The 18,688-nt window shown below is 56.7% G+C and carries 16 protein-coding genes; 3 read left to right on the plus strand and 13 right to left on the minus strand.

Annotated features, from left to right (window positions below; translation table 11 throughout):
• Window positions 1-126: 126 nt before the first annotated feature.
• From ACTQ34_RS01430 to ACTQ34_RS01445, 4 genes are all read right to left on the minus strand, one after another.
• Window positions 127-2,250 carry a polyribonucleotide nucleotidyltransferase gene (locus ACTQ34_RS01430; RefSeq protein WP_441362154.1) on the minus strand — a complete coding sequence of 708 codons (2,124 nt, stop codon included), beginning with the start codon at window positions 2,248-2,250 and terminating at the stop codon, window positions 127-129.
• A gap of 174 nt (window positions 2,251-2,424) precedes the next feature.
• Entirely contained in the window at window positions 2,425-2,691 is a 267-nt protein-coding gene (rpsO, locus tag ACTQ34_RS01435; protein ID WP_297282848.1) for a 30S ribosomal protein S15, read from the minus strand.
• Window positions 2,692-3,201: 510 nt separating this feature from the next.
• Window positions 3,202-3,519: an RNA polymerase sigma factor gene (locus tag ACTQ34_RS01440; protein ID WP_441362155.1), complete on the minus strand. Its 318-nt coding sequence runs from the start codon at window positions 3,517-3,519 to the stop codon at window positions 3,202-3,204.
• Window positions 3,497-3,733, minus strand: coding sequence for a hypothetical protein (locus tag ACTQ34_RS01445; protein WP_441362156.1), 237 nt, complete (start codon window positions 3,731-3,733; stop codon window positions 3,497-3,499). The genes ACTQ34_RS01440 and ACTQ34_RS01445 overlap by 23 nt, the downstream gene beginning before the upstream one ends.
• A gap of 149 nt (window positions 3,734-3,882) precedes the next feature.
• Between ACTQ34_RS01445 and spoIID the strand changes: the two genes are divergently transcribed.
• Window positions 3,883-4,851, plus strand: coding sequence for a stage II sporulation protein D (gene spoIID, locus ACTQ34_RS01450; RefSeq protein ID WP_441362157.1), 969 nt, complete (start codon window positions 3,883-3,885; stop codon window positions 4,849-4,851).
• Window positions 4,852-4,897: 46 nt separating this feature from the next.
• Window positions 4,898-5,656 carry a peptidoglycan DD-metalloendopeptidase family protein gene (locus tag ACTQ34_RS01455; protein WP_441362158.1) on the plus strand — a complete coding sequence of 253 codons (759 nt, stop codon included), beginning with the start codon at window positions 4,898-4,900 and terminating at the stop codon, window positions 5,654-5,656.
• Between the two features lie 59 nt (window positions 5,657-5,715).
• On the opposite strand, the gene ACTQ34_RS01460 is transcribed toward ACTQ34_RS01455, so the two are convergent.
• The 6 genes from ACTQ34_RS01460 to ACTQ34_RS01485 all read right to left on the minus strand — a co-directional run bounded on the left by ACTQ34_RS01460 (window position 5,716) and on the right by ACTQ34_RS01485 (window position 13,515).
• On the minus strand, window positions 5,716-5,883 hold the full coding sequence (locus tag ACTQ34_RS01460) for a hypothetical protein (protein WP_441362159.1): 168 nt from the start codon (window positions 5,881-5,883) through the stop codon (window positions 5,716-5,718).
• 24 nt (window positions 5,884-5,907) lie between these two features.
• Window positions 5,908-6,576: a hypothetical protein gene (locus ACTQ34_RS01465; protein ID WP_441362160.1), complete on the minus strand. Its 669-nt coding sequence runs from the start codon at window positions 6,574-6,576 to the stop codon at window positions 5,908-5,910.
• Window positions 6,577-6,698: 122 nt separating this feature from the next.
• Entirely contained in the window at window positions 6,699-9,818 is a 3,120-nt protein-coding gene (locus ACTQ34_RS01470; RefSeq protein ID WP_441362161.1) for an efflux RND transporter permease subunit, read from the minus strand.
• 7 nt (window positions 9,819-9,825) lie between these two features.
• Window positions 9,826-11,103, minus strand: a complete 1,278-nt coding sequence (locus ACTQ34_RS01475; protein ID WP_441362162.1) for an efflux RND transporter periplasmic adaptor subunit — start codon at window positions 11,101-11,103, stop codon at window positions 9,826-9,828.
• A 35-nt stretch (window positions 11,104-11,138) separates the two neighbouring features.
• Entirely contained in the window at window positions 11,139-12,464 is a 1,326-nt protein-coding gene (locus ACTQ34_RS01480; protein WP_441362163.1) for a TolC family protein, read from the minus strand.
• 28 nt (window positions 12,465-12,492) lie between these two features.
• A complete protein-coding gene (locus tag ACTQ34_RS01485; protein WP_441362164.1) occupies window positions 12,493-13,515 on the minus strand; it encodes a LacI family DNA-binding transcriptional regulator in 1,023 nt (340 codons plus the stop codon).
• A 322-nt stretch (window positions 13,516-13,837) separates the two neighbouring features.
• Here ACTQ34_RS01485 and iolG point away from each other — a divergent pair, with 322 nt between their 5' ends.
• Window positions 13,838-14,857 carry an inositol 2-dehydrogenase gene (iolG, locus tag ACTQ34_RS01490; protein ID WP_373164291.1) on the plus strand — a complete coding sequence of 340 codons (1,020 nt, stop codon included), beginning with the start codon at window positions 13,838-13,840 and terminating at the stop codon, window positions 14,855-14,857.
• 274 nt (window positions 14,858-15,131) lie between these two features.
• On the opposite strand, the gene ACTQ34_RS01495 is transcribed toward iolG, so the two are convergent.
• From ACTQ34_RS01495 to ACTQ34_RS01505, 3 genes are all read right to left on the minus strand, one after another.
• On the minus strand, window positions 15,132-16,085 hold the full coding sequence (locus ACTQ34_RS01495) for a TIGR03943 family putative permease subunit (RefSeq protein WP_441362165.1): 954 nt from the start codon (window positions 16,083-16,085) through the stop codon (window positions 15,132-15,134).
• Between the two features lie 14 nt (window positions 16,086-16,099).
• Window positions 16,100-17,227, minus strand: a complete 1,128-nt coding sequence (locus ACTQ34_RS01500) for a CobW family GTP-binding protein (protein ID WP_441362166.1) — start codon at window positions 17,225-17,227, stop codon at window positions 16,100-16,102.
• Between the two features lie 140 nt (window positions 17,228-17,367).
• Entirely contained in the window at window positions 17,368-18,681 is a 1,314-nt protein-coding gene (locus tag ACTQ34_RS01505; RefSeq protein WP_441362167.1) for a hypothetical protein, read from the minus strand.
• Window positions 18,682-18,688: the final 7 nt, after the last annotated feature.

The raw sequence follows: 18,688 nt of genomic DNA on the forward strand, positions 1-18,688 counted from the left end.
GTTCATTTCCTTTCCAAATCGGGATTGCTTTTTATTATAACACACGCTGTACATACGGGGCAAATGGAAAAGGGTTTCGGTGCAAAAATTGCGCCGAAACCCTCTGTTATACTTGCCAAAAAGAGATTATTTTACCTTCTCTTCTTCCTTGACGTCCTTCATGGACAGGTTGACGCGGCCCTTGTCGTCGATCTCCATGACCTTGACCCAGACCATATCGCCTTCCTTGACAGCGTCCTCCACCTTCTCGATGCGGTGGTCCGCCATCTTGGAGATGTGCACCATGCCGTCCTTGCCCGGCAGCAGGTTGACGAACGCGCCGAAGTTCATCAGGCGCACGACCTTGCCGTAGTAGATTTCGCCCGGCTCCGGCTCCTTGACGATCGCTTCGATCATCTTCTTGGCCTTGTCCGCATCGGTAGCCTTGACCGCTGCGATGGTGACCGTGCCGTCATCCTCGATATCAACCTTCGCGCCGGACTCAGCTACGATGTTCTGGATCACGCTGCCGCCCTTACCGATAACCTCACGGATCTTATCCGGATGGATGTGCATGGTGGTCATCTTGGGTGCCCACTCGGACACATCCTCACGCGGCGCCGGGATGGCCTTGAGCATAATTTCGTCCAGAATGCCGTAACGGGCCACGCGGCACTTCTCAAACGCCTGCTTGATGATGTTCGGGGTCAGGCCGTCGACCTTGATATCAACCTGAATGGCCGTAATACCCTTCTTGGTGCCGGCAACCTTGAAGTCCATGTCGCCATAGAAGTCCTCTACGCCCTGAATATCGGTGAAGGTGGTCTCTTGACCGCCGTCGGTGATAAGACCGCAGGAAATACCCGCAACCGGCGCCTTGATCGGCACACCGGCGTCCATCAGCGCGAGGGTAGAGCCGCAGACCGAACCCTGCGAGGTCGAGCCATTGGAGGAAATAACCTCAGAAACCAGACGCAGCGCATAGGGGAACTCGCTGACGGGCGGGATAACCGGCAGCAGCGCGCGCTCAGCCAGCGCACCGTGACCAATCTCACGACGGCCAGGGCTGCGGGACGGGCGGGTTTCACCGACCGAGAAGGACGGGAAGTTGTAATGGTGGATATAGCGCTTTTCGGTCTCTTCAAAGATGGTATCAAGCTCCTGCGCATCGCCCAGCGTGCCCAGCGTGCAGAGCGTCAACACCTGCGTCTGGCCACGGGTGAACATACCCGAACCATGCACACGCGGCAGCACATGCACCTCGGCTGCCAGCGGGCGGACTTCCTCCATGCCGCGGCCGTCGACACGCTTGCCGTTTGCCAGCCAGCGGCGCACAATCTTCTTTTCCAGCTTGTCCACACACTCAGCGAGGTTCGCGCCGTGCTCTTCCTTGTATTCATCGGACAGAGTAGCCTCAAACGCATCGACAATTTCGCGCACGCCCGCATCGCGGACGGTCTTGTCATCGGTATCCATTGCAACCTCGAACTTGTCGTTGCACTCTGCCTCGAGCTTGTCGAACAGGTCGTGGTCGATGTCGTGATGCTCGTACTCAAACTTCGGCTTGCCGATTTCATCCTTGATGCCCTGAATGAACGCGCAGATCTTCTTGAGCTCCTCATGCGCTTCCATCAATGCGTTGAACATATCGTCCTCGGGCACTTCCTTCGCGCCCGCCTCAATCATGACGATCTTGTCCTTGGTTGCGCACAGGGTAACGTCCATTTCGGACTGCTTACGCTGCTCGCTCGTCGGGTTGATGACGGTCTTGCCATCGATGATGCCGACCTGGCAGCCCGCAACAACGTAGTCAAACGGGATGTCCGAAATCGAAACCGCGATGGATGCGCCCAACAGGCCCACCACCTCGGGGGAGTTATCGTAATCGTTTTCCAGCACCGTGCAGACGATAGACACGTCATTGCGCAGGTCCTTCGGGAACAGCGGACGCATCGGGCGGTCAATCTGGCGAGATGCCAGAATCGCGCGCTCGCTCGGACGGCCCTCGCGGCGCATAAAGCTGCCCGGAATGCGGCCTACTGCGTACAGGCGCTCCTCAAAATCAACCGAGAGCGGGAAAAAGTCGATGCCGTCGCGCGGCTTGGCCGATGCGGTCGCGGTGACCAGCACGGCGGTGTCGCCGTAGCGCACCAGACAGGAACCGTTGGCCAGCTGTGCCATCTTGCCGGTTTCGACCGTCAGCTTGCGGCCGGCGATCTCGGTTTCAAAAACGCGATAGTTTTTGAAGTCAAAGTGGTTGATGTTTGCCATGTTTTTTCCTCCTTTTTTGTGTTGCGGAGGGCGGCACATCCCTTTTTTAGCACTTGAAGCAAACACGGAAAACCCGGCTCCGGCTCTGCTTCAACTGCTAAAAAGCGGTTTTGCCGCCTTCCTTTTGAAAACAGAAACAGGGGAGCAGACTGCTCCCCTATTTGCTTGTTCTTCTTACTTACGGATGCCGAGCTTGGCAATCAGCGCACGATAGCGGTTGATGTCCTTCTTCTGCAGGTAAGCCAGCATGGAACGGCGCTGGCCGACCATCTTGAGCAGGCCGCGGCGGGAGTGGTTATCCTTCTTGTGAACCTTCAGGTGCTCGGTCAGCTCCTGAATGCGCGCGGTCAGGATGGCTACCTGAACCTCCGGAGAACCGGTGTCGGTTGCGTGAGTGCGGTTTGCCTCGATAACGGCAGTCTTTTCTTCCTTACGGATCATGTTGCGTTTCACCTTTCAAATAATTTTTTTACTTACCCACAGGCTGGGCTGCGGCTGGTGAAATGGGCACGGTAGGGACATGCCCGGAACTCCGGCAGCTAAGCGCGGGGCGAAAGTACAATATATGATACCATGTCCGCACGAATTTGTAAAGCAATTTCTTATTTTTTATTTACTTTGCCGCATTTTTGTACTTTTCTTTTGCCGTTTTGTCGAATTGTACAATTATGAATAAATTGTAAACAAGATTTTGTCAGATTTTAACCTTGTCTTGCCATTCTGCCGGTGCTATAATTCTAGCATCCTCGGTGGACAGCTGGACAACCTTCGCTCGAAACCGTTTTTATTTATTGCTAAAGACACGCGACGGGGCGGTGCAATAGCGCGGCCTGATGTCGCGTTCTTTTTTTGCCTGTCACCGCGCCTCCGGGGCATTTTGTCGCCGGAGGCGTTTTTTTATTTTCATTCGATGCATACTGTTTTCCGTACAGCATCGGCAAACCGCTGTGTTTATGCAAGTGCATTGTTCCGCAACTCCAGATTATAGGACAACAGCACCCGCAAACGCTTTTTCCCGCGCGTCAGATGGCGCGATACCGCCGATTGGCTGATGCCCAACCGGTAGGAGATCTCCTTGCCGGAAAGTCCTTCGACTTCGCTCAGCCACAGCACTTGATACTGCCGCGCGGTCAGCTGCTCCTGTAGTGCATGAAAGAATGCCTCGCGGAATTTTGCGCGAAACGCGCTGTCATCCTCGCCTATCTCCGCGACATACCGCTCATATGCTGCGTAATCCGCCGTCTGCTTAGACAGCCTTTCTGTTTTCATGTGCATCTCCTCCTCTGTCGTAATAATGCTCCAACACAAAAGCCGTTTTGCGGTTTTCGTTGATCATGACCTGCAGACAATTGATGCGCTGTTTCAGTCGATATTTCACCTCGCTCTGTCCCGCACGGCGCCGCGCCGTTTGCAATTGTTTCACTCGCAGCTCCAGAAGCGCTGTGTTGGACCGGTACTCCCTTGCCATTTCTTGCAGCTGCATTTTCTTCCTCCTTGTTTTTATCGAACGTTTGTTCGTATTTCTTGTTTTTATAATACAATATATTGGAAGGCTTGTCAACATCCGCCTACATTTGGTGTGCTATCAAATTTTTAACCCGCATATACTATCAGAGAAAGGAGGCTTCGGACATGCGTAAACTGCTGCTCACCGGATGCGGGCTGGTTTTGGCGTTATATCTGGCGCCCGCTCTTCTGCTTTATGACGGTGAGCCGAAAAACAGCGAAACAACATCCGCTTCCGTACCGACTGCAACGGAAACCGCGCCGACAGGCGATTACTCCACCGTCACGGTTTTGATTGACAACCAGCCTACCCAGCTGCCGCTGGAGGACTATGTCGCCGGTGTGGTCGCAGCCGAGATTCCCAACGACTTTCCGCTCGAAGCAATTCGGGCACAGGCAGTTGCGGCGCGTACTTATGCGGTCTATAAAATGGCAGCAGGCCGTCCCGCAGCGCATCCCGATGCCGATGTCTGTGACGACTACCATCACTGTGCCGCTTACCGTGATATTGCGGTGGAAACCGCGTCCGGCAGCGACCTGTCGCGCGTACAACAGGCCGTGCAGGACACCGAGGGAGAAATCCTGACCTATGACGGCGCACCAATTGCGGCTGTGTTCCACTGTGTCAGCGGACCGCGCACCGAAGCCGCGCGCGACGTATGGGGCGAGGATGTGCCCTATCTGCAAAGCGTGGTCAGTCCGGGCGGCACGGCATACAGTGACTATGAAGCGGCGGTGACCGTTTCCGCGACGGAATTTCGGGAGAAAGTGGCGGAAGCATTTCCTTCGGCGGATGTATCCGGTCCGCCAAACGACTGGTTTAAAGCGTCTGTCCGCTCGGATGCGGGCGGTATCATCACGGTACAGCTCGGCGGCGTGACCGTGGAAGGGTCGGCCGTACGCGAACTGTTCGGCCTGCAATCGACCAACTTCACCATCACCACTACGGATGACAGCATCACCTTCCATACCATCGGCTACGGCCACGGCGTGGGCCTGTCGCAGTACGGTGCCAAGTACATGGCCGAGCAAGGCGCAGATTACACAGAAATTTTATCGCATTATTATCCGGATACCGTGCTTAGCAATGTATAAACCTTTTCCTCCGCGGTCATACTGAGGAAAACGGAGGTAAAGGGATATGAAACAATATCATTCCAAACATACCGCAGTCCTTTCGACCCGCGGCTTCTACACCATTCTGACCGTCTGCGCCCTGATTATCGCGGCATCCGCGTGGGTGCTCTGGTCGGACGCCACCGCGCCCGCAGACGATGAAACGCAGGCCAGCCTGCCCATCGTCACGCCCGCGGAAACACTGCCCGACCTGAGCGAAGACACGCCGGTGCTGTCCGAGGAGAGCGGCGAGGCAGACGAGACAACGACAACGGATGAGGACGAGCAAGCACAGCCCGAAGAAAGCGAGGATACTGCTGCCGAAACTGCAGAACCCGCTCCCGTACCGGTTGAAACGGTATCCGCACCGGTTTATGTGCGCCCGGTTTCCGGCGCAGTCATCACGCCGTTTTCCGGCGATGAACTGCTGTTCCAGCCGACCTTTGGCGACTGGCGCGTGCACACCGGCACGGATTTTGCCGCCGAAGCCGGAGAAACCGTCATGGCGCTGACCGACGGCACAGTGCAAAAGGTGGTCGAAGACGGTCTGTACGGCACGTGCGTCACGCTTTCGCATGATGCCGACCTGACCTCGACCTACTGCGGCGTGACCGATGTGCGCGTCGCAGAAGGACAGGCCGTTGCCGCAGGCGAAGCACTTGGCACGGTTGCAGAGACCATCGATGCGGAAGCGGCGCTCGGCCCACATCTGCATGTGGAAGCCGCCCGTGCAGGCACCCCGGTTGATGTGCTCGAACTGTTGGGCGAAAGCGAAGTCGAATAAAAAATCAGTTATGAAAAGAGCCGCGGGGCGAACGCCCCGCGGCTCTTTATGTGCGGCTGTTATTCGTCTTTTCCACCATTGAGCACCAGTATCAAACCTATGATACCAGCCACCAACCCCAACAGGCTCCATGGCACGTCCTCAATAATCGGTATCCACGGATCGGAATATTCCATCAGCACCAGCAGGATACCAAAAAGCAAAAATGCAAAGCCTTTCCGCTGCATACGCACTGTATCTCCCTTTTTTCCTCACTGAGCGATATAATTGCCCGTCAGTCCGCCGCCGGCGACCGTTACAATCCCGTCCGCGAGCAGGAAATTCATTTGCTCGTCTGCGGATTTGGCCGTCTCACCGTTAACCGCTGCCGTGCCTTCCGTACCGTCCGAAAAGCAATACACAATTCCGGTTTCCTCCTCCTGCGTGATGGTCAGCGTCACGCCCGCCGGACTGACATAGCTGCCCGGCCACCCCTTGTGCTGCTCGGCCTCCGCGTCATACAGAGGGAAGGTGGCGTAATCATCCAACACGCCGTCCCCCAGATAGTTGTATTTCTCGCCGGTCTCCCGGTCCACCGCCACCTTGCCGACCGTCCGGCCGGTGGTATCGCTAACGACGAACACATAGTATTCGCGTGCCGATGCTGCATCCGCGCCGACGGAAAGCGTCTCCTCCGTCGCCTCCACGTCATACTGTGCCTCATCCACCGCCCCGGCAACCTGCTGCAGCGCTTCCTGTTCACTCAGCCCGACTGCCACATCTTCACTGATTAATCCCGCCTGCGTCGCCGCCTCCAGCGCCTGCGTCTGCGGATTGACCTTGGCAGCCTCCTCCGCCGTCGGTTCCATCACATCGGCCTGCTGTGTACACCCGGACAAAAGCAGGATGCTGAGCGACACCATGGCAATCGATCGTTTCATTCTGCCCGCCTCCTTCTTTCTTCTCTTCCTCTACAAATCAGGCGGCACCGCTCCCTGCGGTGCCGCCTTAATCATACCGTATCCGATGCAAAATTGCAACGGTCACTTATCTTAAATTTCCGTCATTCCCCGTGCTTTTTCAACTTTTTCAGCCAATGCCGTTCTTTTTTCGGGCGTTGGAAGCGTTTTTTCACGCGTTCGGTCAAACCGTCGGTCAACGAATAATACACGGGTGTGATAAACAGCGTCGCCACCGTGGAAATTACCATGCCGGTCATCATTACCACGCCCATCGGCTTCATCATTTCCGAGCCTTCGCCGCCGGAGAACACCATCGGCACCAGACCGAGAATGGTCGTCAGCGCGGTCATCAGCACAGGCCGCACACGGCGTGGGCAGGCATTGAGGATGGCCGTCTGCTTATCCTCACCTCGCTCACGGCGCTGCAGAATATAGTCAATCAGAACAATCGACGAGTTGACCACCGTACCAGCCAGAATGATAACCGCCAGCAGCGCCACCATGGACACCTTGTTTCCGGTCGGCCACAGCATCATCAGCGAACCAAGCAGACCAATCGGCAGAATCAGCATGATGGCCACCGGCAGCACAAACGAATTGAACTGGCTGGCCAGAATGAAATACACCAGCAAAATCGCCACCATCAGCGCGGTCATCAGCGACCGGGTCGTCTCCTCAATGCTGGAAGCCGACGTGTCGCCGTTTTCGACTTCGATGCCTTCTGGCATCTGATAGTTTGCAATCAGGTCGTTTACCTGCTGCATAATGTTCACGCTGTCGCCCGACTCCGTCTCGCCCGTAATGGTAACCGTTTCGTACTGATTGATACACGAAATCGACTGCGGCGACAGCTCGGTATACACATCCGCAACCATGGACAGCGGCACCGTGCCGCCGGTGGGCGCGGGCAGCTGCAGGGATTTGAGCGCATCCATATCCTGTGTGAGCGTTTCATCGCCCGATATCGTCACATCGTATTCCTCGCCGCTCATGCGCAGCGTGGTTGCCACCGATCCGGTCAGTTCGCCGCGTACCAGCGAACCGATGGAAGCGGCTGTCAGGCCGAAGCGGGATGCATTTTCTCGGTTGACCTTGATGGCCACACGCGGCACCTGATCGCCCGCAGAGGACTCGACATTGACCGCATCCGGCAGCGCTTCGATTTTACGCGCCAGATCCTCCGCCGTTTTTGCCAGTTCATCATAATCCTTACCGGACAGCTGCACGCTGATATCCGAACCGCTGTCCATCACCATCATGCCGGCATCCGACACAGTGATCTCACAACCTGCGATATCCGCCAAATCGCGGCGCAGCTGCGCGGCAATCTGCGCGGCCGAACGGTCGCGCTCCTCGACCGGCTTGAGCATAATCGTCACACTCGCCCCGGATGCACTGGACATAATCGAGGTTGAGCTGCCCGTGCTGTAATAAATCAAATCGATTTCGGGCACAGTCTGCTCCGCAATTGTTACAATGCGGTCTTGAATGGCAGCCGTTTCCTCCATCGTCGATCCGCTGGGCATGCTGACCGAAACATCCACCTGTCCCTGATCCATCTCGGGAATCAGCTCCGCGCCGGCCGCCACAATGCTGACAACAGAAACCACACAGATACATACGGTCACCGCAATGCCGATCCAGCGGCGCGTGATAAACAGCTTGAGCACTTTTTTATACAACCGTATCGCCGGCTTATCCGCGATAACCTGATCACGCAGGCCCGGCGCCGCAGCAGACAGACGATGCACGCCGCCGCGATCGAGCAGAATGTAGCACAGCAGCGGCACAAGCGTCAGCGAAATCAGCAGCGACGAAGCCAGCAGCGCCACAATCGTGATACAGAACTCTTTGAACATCATACCGGTCAGGCCGCCGGACAGACCAATCGGCAGGAAAACGGCGATGGTGGTCAGGGTGGAAGCCGTAACCGACAGCACTACCTCATGTGTACCCTTGACACAGGAATCCCAGCGGTCGTAACCGTCCGCACGGTAGTGGAACACGTTTTCCAGCACCACGATGGAGTTATCCACAATCATACCGACGCCCAGCGCAATACCGCCCAGCGACATGATATTGAGGGTGATGTCCAGTGCGAACATCAGCAGGAAGGTAAACAGAATGCAGCAGGGCATGGCGATGGAAATTGCCAGCGTCGCGCCGAAGTCGCGCAGAAACACCAGCAGCACAATCGCCGCGAACAACACGCCCATCCAGATGTTGCTCATCGCGTTGTCCACCGTCATGTTGATGTAGTCGGACTGGTCCATGACCAAATCCCACTCCAACGCGCCGTTATTCTCAATAAGGCTGTCCAGCTGCGCCTTTGCGCGCTCGGCAATCTCGACCGTGTTCGATCCGGACTGCTTGTTGACCGACAGCATCAGGCATTCCTCGCCGTTAACCTTGGCCAGCGCATCGCGGTCCTTGGGCTGCAAGGAAACGTCCGCGATCTGGTTCAAACGCACCGTGCCGCCCGCCGGCAGCGAGATCAGAGCGTTTTTCACGTCCTCAATCGACTGATATTCGCCGTCCGTGCGCACAGACAAGGTCTGTGAGCCGCTGTCCAGCTCGCCGCCCGGCACGGCCATATTGTCCGCGCCCAGCTGCTGCGCTACTGAGCTGACCGTCAAGTTATAGCCCTTTAGGCGCGCCGCATCGGTCTTGACCGCGACCTCATTTTCGTAGCCGCCCGAAATATCCACCGAAGCTACGCCGTCCAGACGTTCGAGCGCGGGCGCTATCTCGTCCTCCGCCATCGACTGCAGGCTTGCCAAATCGTTGCCGCGCAGCGCAACCATGATAACCGGCATGGAGTCGATGTCAATCGACATGACGGTCGGGTCGGTCGCGTCCTCCGGCAACAGGGCTTTTGCCTGATCGACCTTGTCGCGCATATCGGTCATCGCCTTATCCAGATTGGTGCCATAGGCAAACTGCACAATGACCATGGACATATTTTCCGCCGAGGTCGAGCTGAGCGTCTCCAACCCTGCAAGGCCCGCACAGGCGGACTCAAGCGGTCTTGTCACCTGCTGCTCGATATCCTCCGGTCCCGCGCCCGCATAGGTCGAATATACAATCGCCACCGGCAGCTCCATATCCGGCATAAGTGCCAGCGGCAGGGATTGAAAGCAATAAAAACCAAACACAACGACTAATATGTACGCCAGAATGGTCATGACGTTGTGTTTGATACAATTCTCCGCAATTTTCATAGGGGTGTCAGCCCTCCCCGTCCGCTGCGGCATCCGCGGTGTCGTTGGTGACGCCCGCTGCGGTGTCACCCTCGGATGCATCATCCTCGCCGGACACCACGCGCACCACCGCGCCGTCCGCCAGGTAGGACTGCCCCTTGACGACTACCCGGTCACCCTCGGCAAGGCCGGACACAATCTCGGTATCCGTTTTGCTGACCAGACCGGTCTGCACCACCACGCGTGTGGCGGTATCGCCCTCTCCGAAATCGTCAACCACAAACACGTACCGCTCGTCGCCCGTTCCGGTCAGAATTGCCTCGGTCGGCACGGACAGCGCATCGCTGCGGCGGGCCGTGTAAAACGTAACGGTCGCAAACGCACCGATGGGAGGCGCTGTGCCTGCGGGCAGTGCAACCGGAATGTCATACAGATTGGTCTGCGCATTGGCCGCTGCGGGCAGCGAACCGATTGTTCCCTGCAGCATGTCATCCGACAGCACCGAAATCACAATCCCCGCACTGTCGCCCTCATGGATGTTGGTAAATACGTCCTCCGCTACCGAAGCGGTAACCTCCACCTTGCCATCCTCCGCGATGACCACGCCGGGCTGCGCGGAAGAGGCCATGCCGCCGCGCACCACATTGACCGCCGTCACGGTACCCGCGCAGGGTGCTTTGACCGTGCCGAGCGCCGCCTGCGTCGTAATCTGGTCCATTGACGCCTGAATCTGCGCAAGAGACGCGGATTGCTGCGCCTGCGCCTGCGACACGCCCGCCTGCGCCTGCTGCAGCGCACCTTGCGCCTGCTCAAGCGCCTGCTCCGCGCGCGTTACATCCTGCGCGGCTGCTGCGCCGACTTCATACAATGCCTTGGTGTTATCCAATGTCTGCTGTGCCTGATCCACACCGATCTGCGCCTGCTGTACGCCGAGCTGCGCGGACGAAATAGCGCCATCGGTCGCGGCCTTGGTGGCGCTGTACGACTGCTGCAATGCGCCCAGCGTGGAGGTGACCGTCGAAGTGTCCACGGTAAACAGCACCTGTCCCTTAGTGACCTTATCGCCTTCCTTGATTGGCAGTGTCAGCACCTGTCCCGCCAAAAGCGGGAACACCTGCACTTCATTGACCGCAACCACCTTGCCCGTCACGGAATACTCCGCATTCATCGGGCCGGACGCAACCGTCATCACTTCCACCGCGGTCCCGGTTGGCGCCTCTTCCGTCTGCTCCTGCTCCTTGCCGCAGCCCGCGCCAAACAGCAGCGCCGCCGCCATCACAGCAGCCAAAATACGTTTGCTCTTCATCTGTGTCCTCCGTCGCTCGCTTTTCCGATTTGCCGTCACATCGCGCCGCCTGCCATATAGCCTCGCTTGGCCCAATCGTAGGTATTGTATGCCGTAAACAGGTCATGCTCGGCCGTGTTGACCGCATCCTGTTTGGCGGCCAGATCGTCCTGCGCCGTCAAATAATCGAGCTGGGAGATCATACCGCGCTCATATTGCAGCGCATCCACATCGAAATTCTTCTTTTCGGTATCATATGCGGCTTTTGCTTCGTCCAGCAGACGTTTTTTGTCCTGCACATCCAGATAAAGCTGCCGGAAGGTGTTTTCGGCGCTCTCCTTGGCATAATCCAGATTGAGTTTCGCCGCCTCATAGGCGTCCACGGTGGACGATTCCCCGTCCTCATACTGATTCGATGCCTCGCGCGCCGCATCCTGCGCCGACCAGATGGAATAGCTGTTGTCCAGCGCTTCCTTCAGGTCCTCTTCGTAATTCATGTCCGACAGCTGCGCATCCGTCACGGTCGGCAGCGTAGTCGGCTTGACCGTAGTTGCAGCCGTATTGCCGCACAGCAGCGACAGCTGGTTTTCCGTTGTCGTCTGCATCAGTGTGAGTGTTTCGCGCTGCGCCGCCGTCGTGCGGCGCGTCTGGCGCAGGTTATCCAGCGTCAGCTGAGAGGCCATCCCTATCTCCACCTGCTTCTCCACCACCGCAATCTGACGGTCGAGCGCCGCCAAGTTCCGGTCGAGCGTTGCGATACCCTCCTGCGTGGTGATGATGCCGATGTACGCGGTCTGCGCACCTACGACAATCTGGTTTGCCGTGTTGTCCAACTGTTTTTTCGTGGTGGTATAGGTGTCTTCGAGCTGATCCTCGGCCTCTTCCTGCGCTTCATCCAGCCCGTCAATCGTCCGTTTCATGGTATCCATCCCGGCTGCCGCCAGATCTCGCAGTTTGGTTGCCATTGCAATCTGCGCCTGCGCGACCGCGTCCTGCGACTGACCCAGCGCCGTGATAAAGTCGTTGTAAGCATCGTATTCCGCTTTATACTGCTTGTACTGCGCTTGATACTGCATCTCCTGCACAAGAAACTGCGCGTCCAGGTTGGTATTCTGAATGCTCGCCAGCGTTTTCTGAAAGCCTTGAATGGTCTGATTGTTTGCTCGGACGGTTTTTTCCAGCCCAACAAAGCCGATCGACTGTTCATCTTGCACCGGCGGCGCGGCATTCACGCCGTCGCGCCCAAGCGCATCCTGCGCCACGGAAACCGTCGCCCACATGCCTGCCCCTGCCACATCCAGCACACTCACCGCGCCGGCCGGCACAACCGTCAGCACACAGAGCGCTCCGGCCAACAAAGCGCCTGTTCGTATCCGTTTCATCTGTTCTGTCGTCGTCTCCTCCCGCTGTTCAGAGCAATTCCCTCGTGATAATACTCGTATGGATATATTCAATCTCCTGCCGCGGCAGCTCCCCCGTGCGCAGCGTATGGGCCAGCACCTCGATCGCTCGCGTCGTCTGCGCGGAAAAATCCTGATCAATGATAAAATCCAGCCGTCCATCCTCCAGATACTGCCGTGCGTGAGGTGTCAGATCGTGACAAACCACATGCACACGGCGCGCGGGCTTGGCGCGCTCGAGTGCATCCATGCAGCCGCGGACGGATTCATTTGCCATATAAATGCCGCGCAGACGCGGATTTTGCCGCAGATTCTGCAAAACACCGTCGTAGGTCAGTTCATACTGTTCTACGCTTTCAATCACGTGCGCATTGACATTGCCGCCGAAAATCTCGTAAATTCGGTCCAGAAAGCCGCGCACGCGCAATCCATGGGCGGTAAACTCACGGTTTCCCGTCACCACCAGCACCTCTGCACCCGATATGTACGGCGCGAGCAGGCCCGCGGCCACCCGTCCGGATTTGACCATATCCTGTCCGATATGATACAAACGGCGGCTTTGACGCACGTCAGAATCACAGGTAACAACCTGAATCCCCGCCGTCACCAGCCGGTCAATTCCCTCGCTCATCGCGAGCGTATCCGGCGCGGTCAGGATAAGGCCGTCAATCCCGCGTCCCTCCAGCCGCTCGATCGCCTCGAAATACGAGCGATGGGAGCGGTTTTTCAGTTCCTCCACCAATACATTTACGTCATTCAAACCACGGTTATGCACCGCCACGCGGATACCCTCCCGCATACGGCGAATGAAAAAGGCGTCCCAGCTCGGCAAAATCACGCCAATCCGGTAAGCACCCCGTCCCACCCGCGCTGCCTGCCGCTGCGCCGGTGTTTTATAGCCGTATTCGTTAATCATTTTCTGCACACGCTCACGCACCTCAGGCGCCACGTTCGGGCGTCCGTTTACCACCCGATCAACCGTGCCGCGTGAAACGCCGCATTGCTCCGCTATCCACTGTGCAGTTACCTTCATCAATTGATTCCCCTTTACCTGTGCTATTGCAGCGGGCTGTCTGCAATATATAGCCATTTTATCACAGTAGCTTGCATGGCACAAGCAATTCTGTGCATTTTGCACACTTTCCCCGTAAAACGCCCTTTTCCGTGCATTTTTCTTTTACGCACAATGCACAGGCTTTTTGCACGCTTTACAGCGGTTCTGCGCCGCCATTTTTCACCAATCATGCTTTTCAAAATTGGGCGGTGCGCCGAAATTCCGGCCATGCTCTTGATGCTCCTTCTCAAGTGGTCTATAATAAAATCACCTTATGTAAAAGGAGAGATTTGAAATGGGCATTTTGAAAATCGGCGTAGTTGGCTGCGGCCGTATCGGCAAGCTGCACATCAATAACCTGATTAACAGCGTACCGGGCGTGCAGGTCGTAGCTGCGGCAGATCCGATGCTGGATAAGTCCGGCGCACGCGAGTGGCTGGCAGAGCGCAAGATCACCAACGTTTCCACAGACTTCATGGACGTTATCAACAATCCCGAAGTAGACGTTGTGTTCGTTTGCTCGTCCACCGACACGCACTGCGACGTTTCCATGGCGGCTGTTAACGCCGGCAAGCACGTATTCTGCGAGAAGCCGATCGACTATGATATTGAGAAGATCAAGAAGCTGCTCGCACTGGTTGAAGAAAAGGGCGTTAAGTTCCAGGTTGGCTTCAACCGCCGCTTCGACCACAACCACAAGGCAGTCGCTGACGCTGTCAAGGACGGCACGATCGGCGATCCGCACATTGTTATCGTTTCTTCCCGTGACCCGGAGCCGCCCCCGGCATCCTATGTTGCGGTTTCCGGCGGTATCTTCTACGACATGATGATCCACGACTTCGACATGGTGCGCTACGTCACCGGTTCCGAGGCAGTTGAGATCTCCGCTGTCGGCTCCTGCCTGGTCAACCCGAACCTGCAGGAAGAGTCCGGTATTCCGGACGTTGACACCGCTGTTGTCACCATGAAGATGGCAAACGGCTGCATCGCGGTCATCAACAACTCCCGTCAGGCTGTTTACGGCTATGACCAGCGCGTTGAGGCGTTTGGCTCCAAGGGCATGGCTTCCGATGCCAACGACCTTATCAACACCACGACCGTTATGACCAAGGATGGCGCTCATTCCGAGAAGCCGCTGTGGTTCTTCCTCGAGCGTTACAATCAGGCGTTTATCGAGCAGGTTATCGCGTTTGTTGATGCAATCAACAATGACAAGCCGGTTCCGGTTGGCGCGATTGACGGTCTGCGTCCGGTTCTCATGGCCAAGGCTGCAACCGAGTCCTGCCGCAACGGCGGTGTTTACGTAAAGGTTGAGGAGTAATCCTTCCTTACATAAGCAAAAAACGCATAATGAATCCCCTCAGGCATTGCCTGAGGGGATTTTTCTATGCCACAACGGATTTCGCGCGACAGCGCGCATAAAATAGAAACCAGGCCGCTTTAGGCGGTCTGTTTTCAGTAAATGGCAGGACATGCGCCTGCCGTTTGCTCCAAGGGCGGGAAAAAGTTTTGCTCGTCGGAACTTTTTCGCTCCAGCTGTGTCCGCACACAGTGCGGGACGACTGCCTCGTTGGAAGCTGTACGCTTCTAACGACTTAATTAAAATATACCAGTTCTTCCTCCGGCTTTTCTGCCGGAATCACCTCGGAAGCATGCAGTACAGGGCCTTCGCCGCGGTATTGCGGCAGCGTCTCGACCGTGATGGACGCGGTCACGCGCACCCAGTCGCGCTGTTTGAGGTCCTTTGCCCCCGGCCAGCGGCAAAGAAAACCCAGAAAGCTGATGTCCTCCGCGCAGCAGACCATGCCAAAGCGTCCCGGCACAAACGAGCCGGCCGGCACGTTGTTGCCGACATAGACCTGCGCCAGAAACCGCACGGTCTTGCCGTCGTACTTGTTCGGGTCACCCATCGCGTCGATATACCATAAGCCATAATCTGCGGGCGCGATGTCGATGATATCTGCATCCACATCGAACGGCAGCGGCATATTGCGCGCATAATCCTCCGAATTGCCATCTACATCATCCAGATAGATGGTCGCGCGCGGGTTCATCGCGCGAATATTCTTTTTGTAAAGCATCTCTTTGAGCGCATCCGTACAGCGGTTGAACACCACCAAATCGGCGGTCGTGATATGTTCGAACATCATCGGCCCCATATTGTTGGAATACAGTTCGAAGGTGGACGCATCCACGGTCGTAACAATCTGGTACAGCTCCCACCGCGAGGGGAACGCGGCCAGCAAATCGTCCAGCTTCCACATACCGTTGTATTCCACGATGATGCGGTCCGGATCGAACTTCTGCTCCACCCGCTTGAGCCGGTTGGGCGTCAGGTCGGAAGCTGACTCGATCGGCACAAGCGCCGTCCCAAAATGCAGCAGCTCACGTTCGTCATATTCCTCGATGCCCTCTTCGCACATCAAAAGTGCGGTGCGCTCGTTTTCCGTAAAATTCGGGTCGGCAAGGATTTCCTTGATAAACTGTGTCTTGCCGCTTTCCAGAAAGCCGGTAAACACATAAACCGGAATCGGTTCCCTATTTGGCATACCGTTTTCCTCCTTTAGGCAACACCGAACAGGCCGGCAATGCGCTCTTCGTCCAGTTCCGCGCCGATGACGCACAGACGGCCGGTATAATCGGCCGCACCGCGGCGAATTTCGGGTGCGCCGGGCACATAGTCAAAGTGCAGCCACTCGCCGCCATCCGCTGCGGGTACAATGCCCTTCGCGCGCAGCACCGTGCCGAGCGACGGGTCGCCCAGTGCGGTGAGCGCGCGGTTCAGCTCCTCCTCGGTGTACTTGTGCGGTGTCTCTACACCCCAAGAGGTGAACACTTCATCCGCATCATGGTCATGACCGCAGCCACAGTGATCGTGGTCGTGGTGATGATGCTCGTGATCGTGGTCATGGCAGCCGCAGGTGCAGTCCGGGCCATGGTCATGATGATGTTCGTGGTCGTGGTCATGCTCGTGGTCGTGGTCATGATGGTGCTCATGCTCATGCTCATGCTCATGCTCGTGATGATGATCGTGATCATGGTGGTGATGATGCTCATGCGGCTCGTGTGCGATTTCGTCGAGCACCTCCTGTACCAAATCGCGGCTGCCCTCCATCGTCTGAAGCAGCTGCATACCGGTCAGTTCCTTCCACGGCGTGGTCACGATGCGCGCATGCGCGTTCAATCCACGCAGCAAGCCAACCACCTCGTCCAGCCGCTTTGCCGGGCATTCCGCCGTGCGGGACAGCAGGATAGCGCCTGCGTGCGCCACCTGGTTCTCAAAGAACTCACCGAAGTTCTTCAGATACATCTTGGCCTTGAGCGCGTCAACTACCGTCACGAACGAATTGAGCTGCACATCCAGATGCGCGTTCTGTACCGCGCCGATGACGTCGGACAGCTTGCCCACACCGGATGGCTCAATCAGAATGCGGTCGGGGTGGTACTGCTCGACTACGTCGTGCAACGCCTTGCCAAAATCGCCCACGAGCGAACAGCAGATGCAACCCGCGTTCATTTCATTTACCACGATGCCGGAATCCTTGAGGAATCCGCCGTCAATGCCGATTTCACCGAATTCGTTTTCAATCAGCACGACCTGCTCGCCCTTGAGAGCGTCCGCCAGCAGCCGCTTAATCAGCGTGGTCTTGCCGGCGCCCAGAAATCCCGAAATAATATCAATTTTCGTCATTTGTTTCGCCTCATTTTGAATTTTAATTCCAGATGAAGATAGTATACCACGTTTTCCGCAAAAAGGAAAGTTTTTCGGTTAGCTTTTGCTAATCCTTTAAAAAAAGAAAAAGAGGGCTTGTCAAGAAGCCCTCTTTGGGTTTACTTCATTTGTCCGCATGCCAGACCATTGTACTTGGTCACACGGAAGGGATAGTGCACTTTCTCAGCATCCACGCCAATCTCATGCAGCCCTTCCACCAGACTGTCCACCACCTGCATATCGTGGTCACGCTGGGCGACCGACAGCTTCATACGGCTGCCGAAAGACGACACCAGCATTGCAAACGGCTGCACCGCGCATGGCAGCACTGCGCCATAATCCAATATGTACGGCATACAGCTTTCCGGCATCTTGAATCGGCCGACGTTAGTGATAAGGAAGCTGTCCTCCAGCACAAAGTCGCGGCACATCTTCTGTCCTTCCTTCATTTTTTCCGCCAGAGGCATATTCGCCTCGTGCAGCTCGCTGCATCGGTCGGACGCTGCTTTCGCGCGATAGAGCAGCTGTTCGCGCTCCATCTGGCTGTTTAAGAACTCCTTGGTTTTGCGGAACACCTCGGGCAGCGGCAAATCGCGGTACTCCGGCAAGTACGGAAGGTCGATAAAGCAGATAAAGTACCGTGTGGTTGCCGACGGCAGCAGCGGACGCAAGTCGACCGGGATCTGTGAAATGACCGGCTTGTCCGGCTCTCCATATTTTTGGTCAAACGCACGCATGAGCAGCGGCGCCACAATGGACAGCGGGCTGACGCCAATCGATTTACTATAGCTGTGCAGCTGCTCAAATGGAAAGGTAACGTCGGTCACAATCTCGGGACCATCGCCCTTGTCAGTCAGATCCCACGCATGAGACGCTTCGGGCTTCTTCCAGATACCCTTGGGTGAAAACTCCTGATCGGCAAGCTGACGGTAACCATCCGCACTCTCCTCCGGTGACCAGCGCGTATCCATGCCGCGCACCGATCCGTCGTTCTCGACCGGATAGCCGCACAGCGTCAGATACTGGAACAACACACAGCGGATGAATTCCTCGAAGCCGCGGCCGTCCGAAATTGAATGCTGATATTCCATAGTGATTGTATTATCCTGATAACCGACCAGAAACAGATAGCCGTGCGTATCGGGCGAACCGATGGTATAGCGTTTTTCCACGCCGTCAAACGGCAGCACCACGGGCGGCAGCACATTGGGACGATAGCGGAAGCTGGTATCGGTCGCCTCCACACCGAGCATCATATGCGGGAAGCGCAGCAACGCCTGTTCCACCGCCTGCTGCAGCTTGTCCGGCCGCACCTTATCGCGCATACGGATGATATGTCTTGGCACACAGGCTACGGTTTCGTGGGTATTGTACAGAAAAATTTTTGCGTAACTATCCGTGCGGAGCAGCGGATAATCCTTGAGCATATCCATTTCTATC

It is taken from the genome of Agathobaculum sp. LCP25S3_E8 (assembly GCF_052117165.1).
In the GTDB taxonomy this organism is placed as follows: Bacteria; Bacillota; Clostridia; order Oscillospirales; family Butyricicoccaceae; genus Agathobaculum.

What these genes read in the sequence shown, in the direction of transcription:
- ACTQ34_RS01445 (WP_441362156.1), bottom strand. Translation starts at nt 3,733, where the DNA reads ATGCAGCTGCAAGAAATGGCAAGGGAGTACCGGTCCAACACAGCGCTT.
- ACTQ34_RS01460 (WP_441362159.1), bottom strand. Translation starts at nt 5,883, where the DNA reads ATGCAGCGGAAAGGCTTTGCATTTTTGCTTTTTGGTATCCTGCTGGTG.
- ACTQ34_RS01440 (WP_441362155.1), bottom strand. Translation starts at nt 3,519, where the DNA reads ATGAAAACAGAAAGGCTGTCTAAGCAGACGGCGGATTACGCAGCATAT.
- ACTQ34_RS01480 (WP_441362163.1), bottom strand. Translation starts at nt 12,464, where the DNA reads ATGAAACGGATACGAACAGGCGCTTTGTTGGCCGGAGCGCTCTGTGTG.
- ACTQ34_RS01470 (WP_441362161.1), bottom strand. Translation starts at nt 9,818, where the DNA reads ATGAAAATTGCGGAGAATTGTATCAAACACAACGTCATGACCATTCTG.
- ACTQ34_RS01455 (WP_441362158.1), top strand. Translation starts at nt 4,898, where the DNA reads ATGAAACAATATCATTCCAAACATACCGCAGTCCTTTCGACCCGCGGC.
- ACTQ34_RS01485 (WP_441362164.1), bottom strand. Translation starts at nt 13,515, where the DNA reads ATGAAGGTAACTGCACAGTGGATAGCGGAGCAATGCGGCGTTTCACGC.
- ACTQ34_RS01430 (WP_441362154.1), bottom strand. Translation starts at nt 2,250, where the DNA reads ATGGCAAACATCAACCACTTTGACTTCAAAAACTATCGCGTTTTTGAA.
- rpsO (WP_297282848.1), bottom strand. Translation starts at nt 2,691, where the DNA reads ATGATCCGTAAGGAAGAAAAGACTGCCGTTATCGAGGCAAACCGCACT.
- ACTQ34_RS01495 (WP_441362165.1), bottom strand. Translation starts at nt 16,085, where the DNA reads ATGCCAAATAGGGAACCGATTCCGGTTTATGTGTTTACCGGCTTTCTG.
- spoIID (WP_441362157.1), top strand. Translation starts at nt 3,883, where the DNA reads ATGCGTAAACTGCTGCTCACCGGATGCGGGCTGGTTTTGGCGTTATAT.
- ACTQ34_RS01500 (WP_441362166.1), bottom strand. Translation starts at nt 17,227, where the DNA reads ATGACGAAAATTGATATTATTTCGGGATTTCTGGGCGCCGGCAAGACC.
- ACTQ34_RS01475 (WP_441362162.1), bottom strand. Translation starts at nt 11,103, where the DNA reads ATGAAGAGCAAACGTATTTTGGCTGCTGTGATGGCGGCGGCGCTGCTG.
- ACTQ34_RS01465 (WP_441362160.1), bottom strand. Translation starts at nt 6,576, where the DNA reads ATGAAACGATCGATTGCCATGGTGTCGCTCAGCATCCTGCTTTTGTCC.
- ACTQ34_RS01505 (WP_441362167.1), bottom strand. Translation starts at nt 18,681, where the DNA reads ATGGATATGCTCAAGGATTATCCGCTGCTCCGCACGGATAGTTACGCA.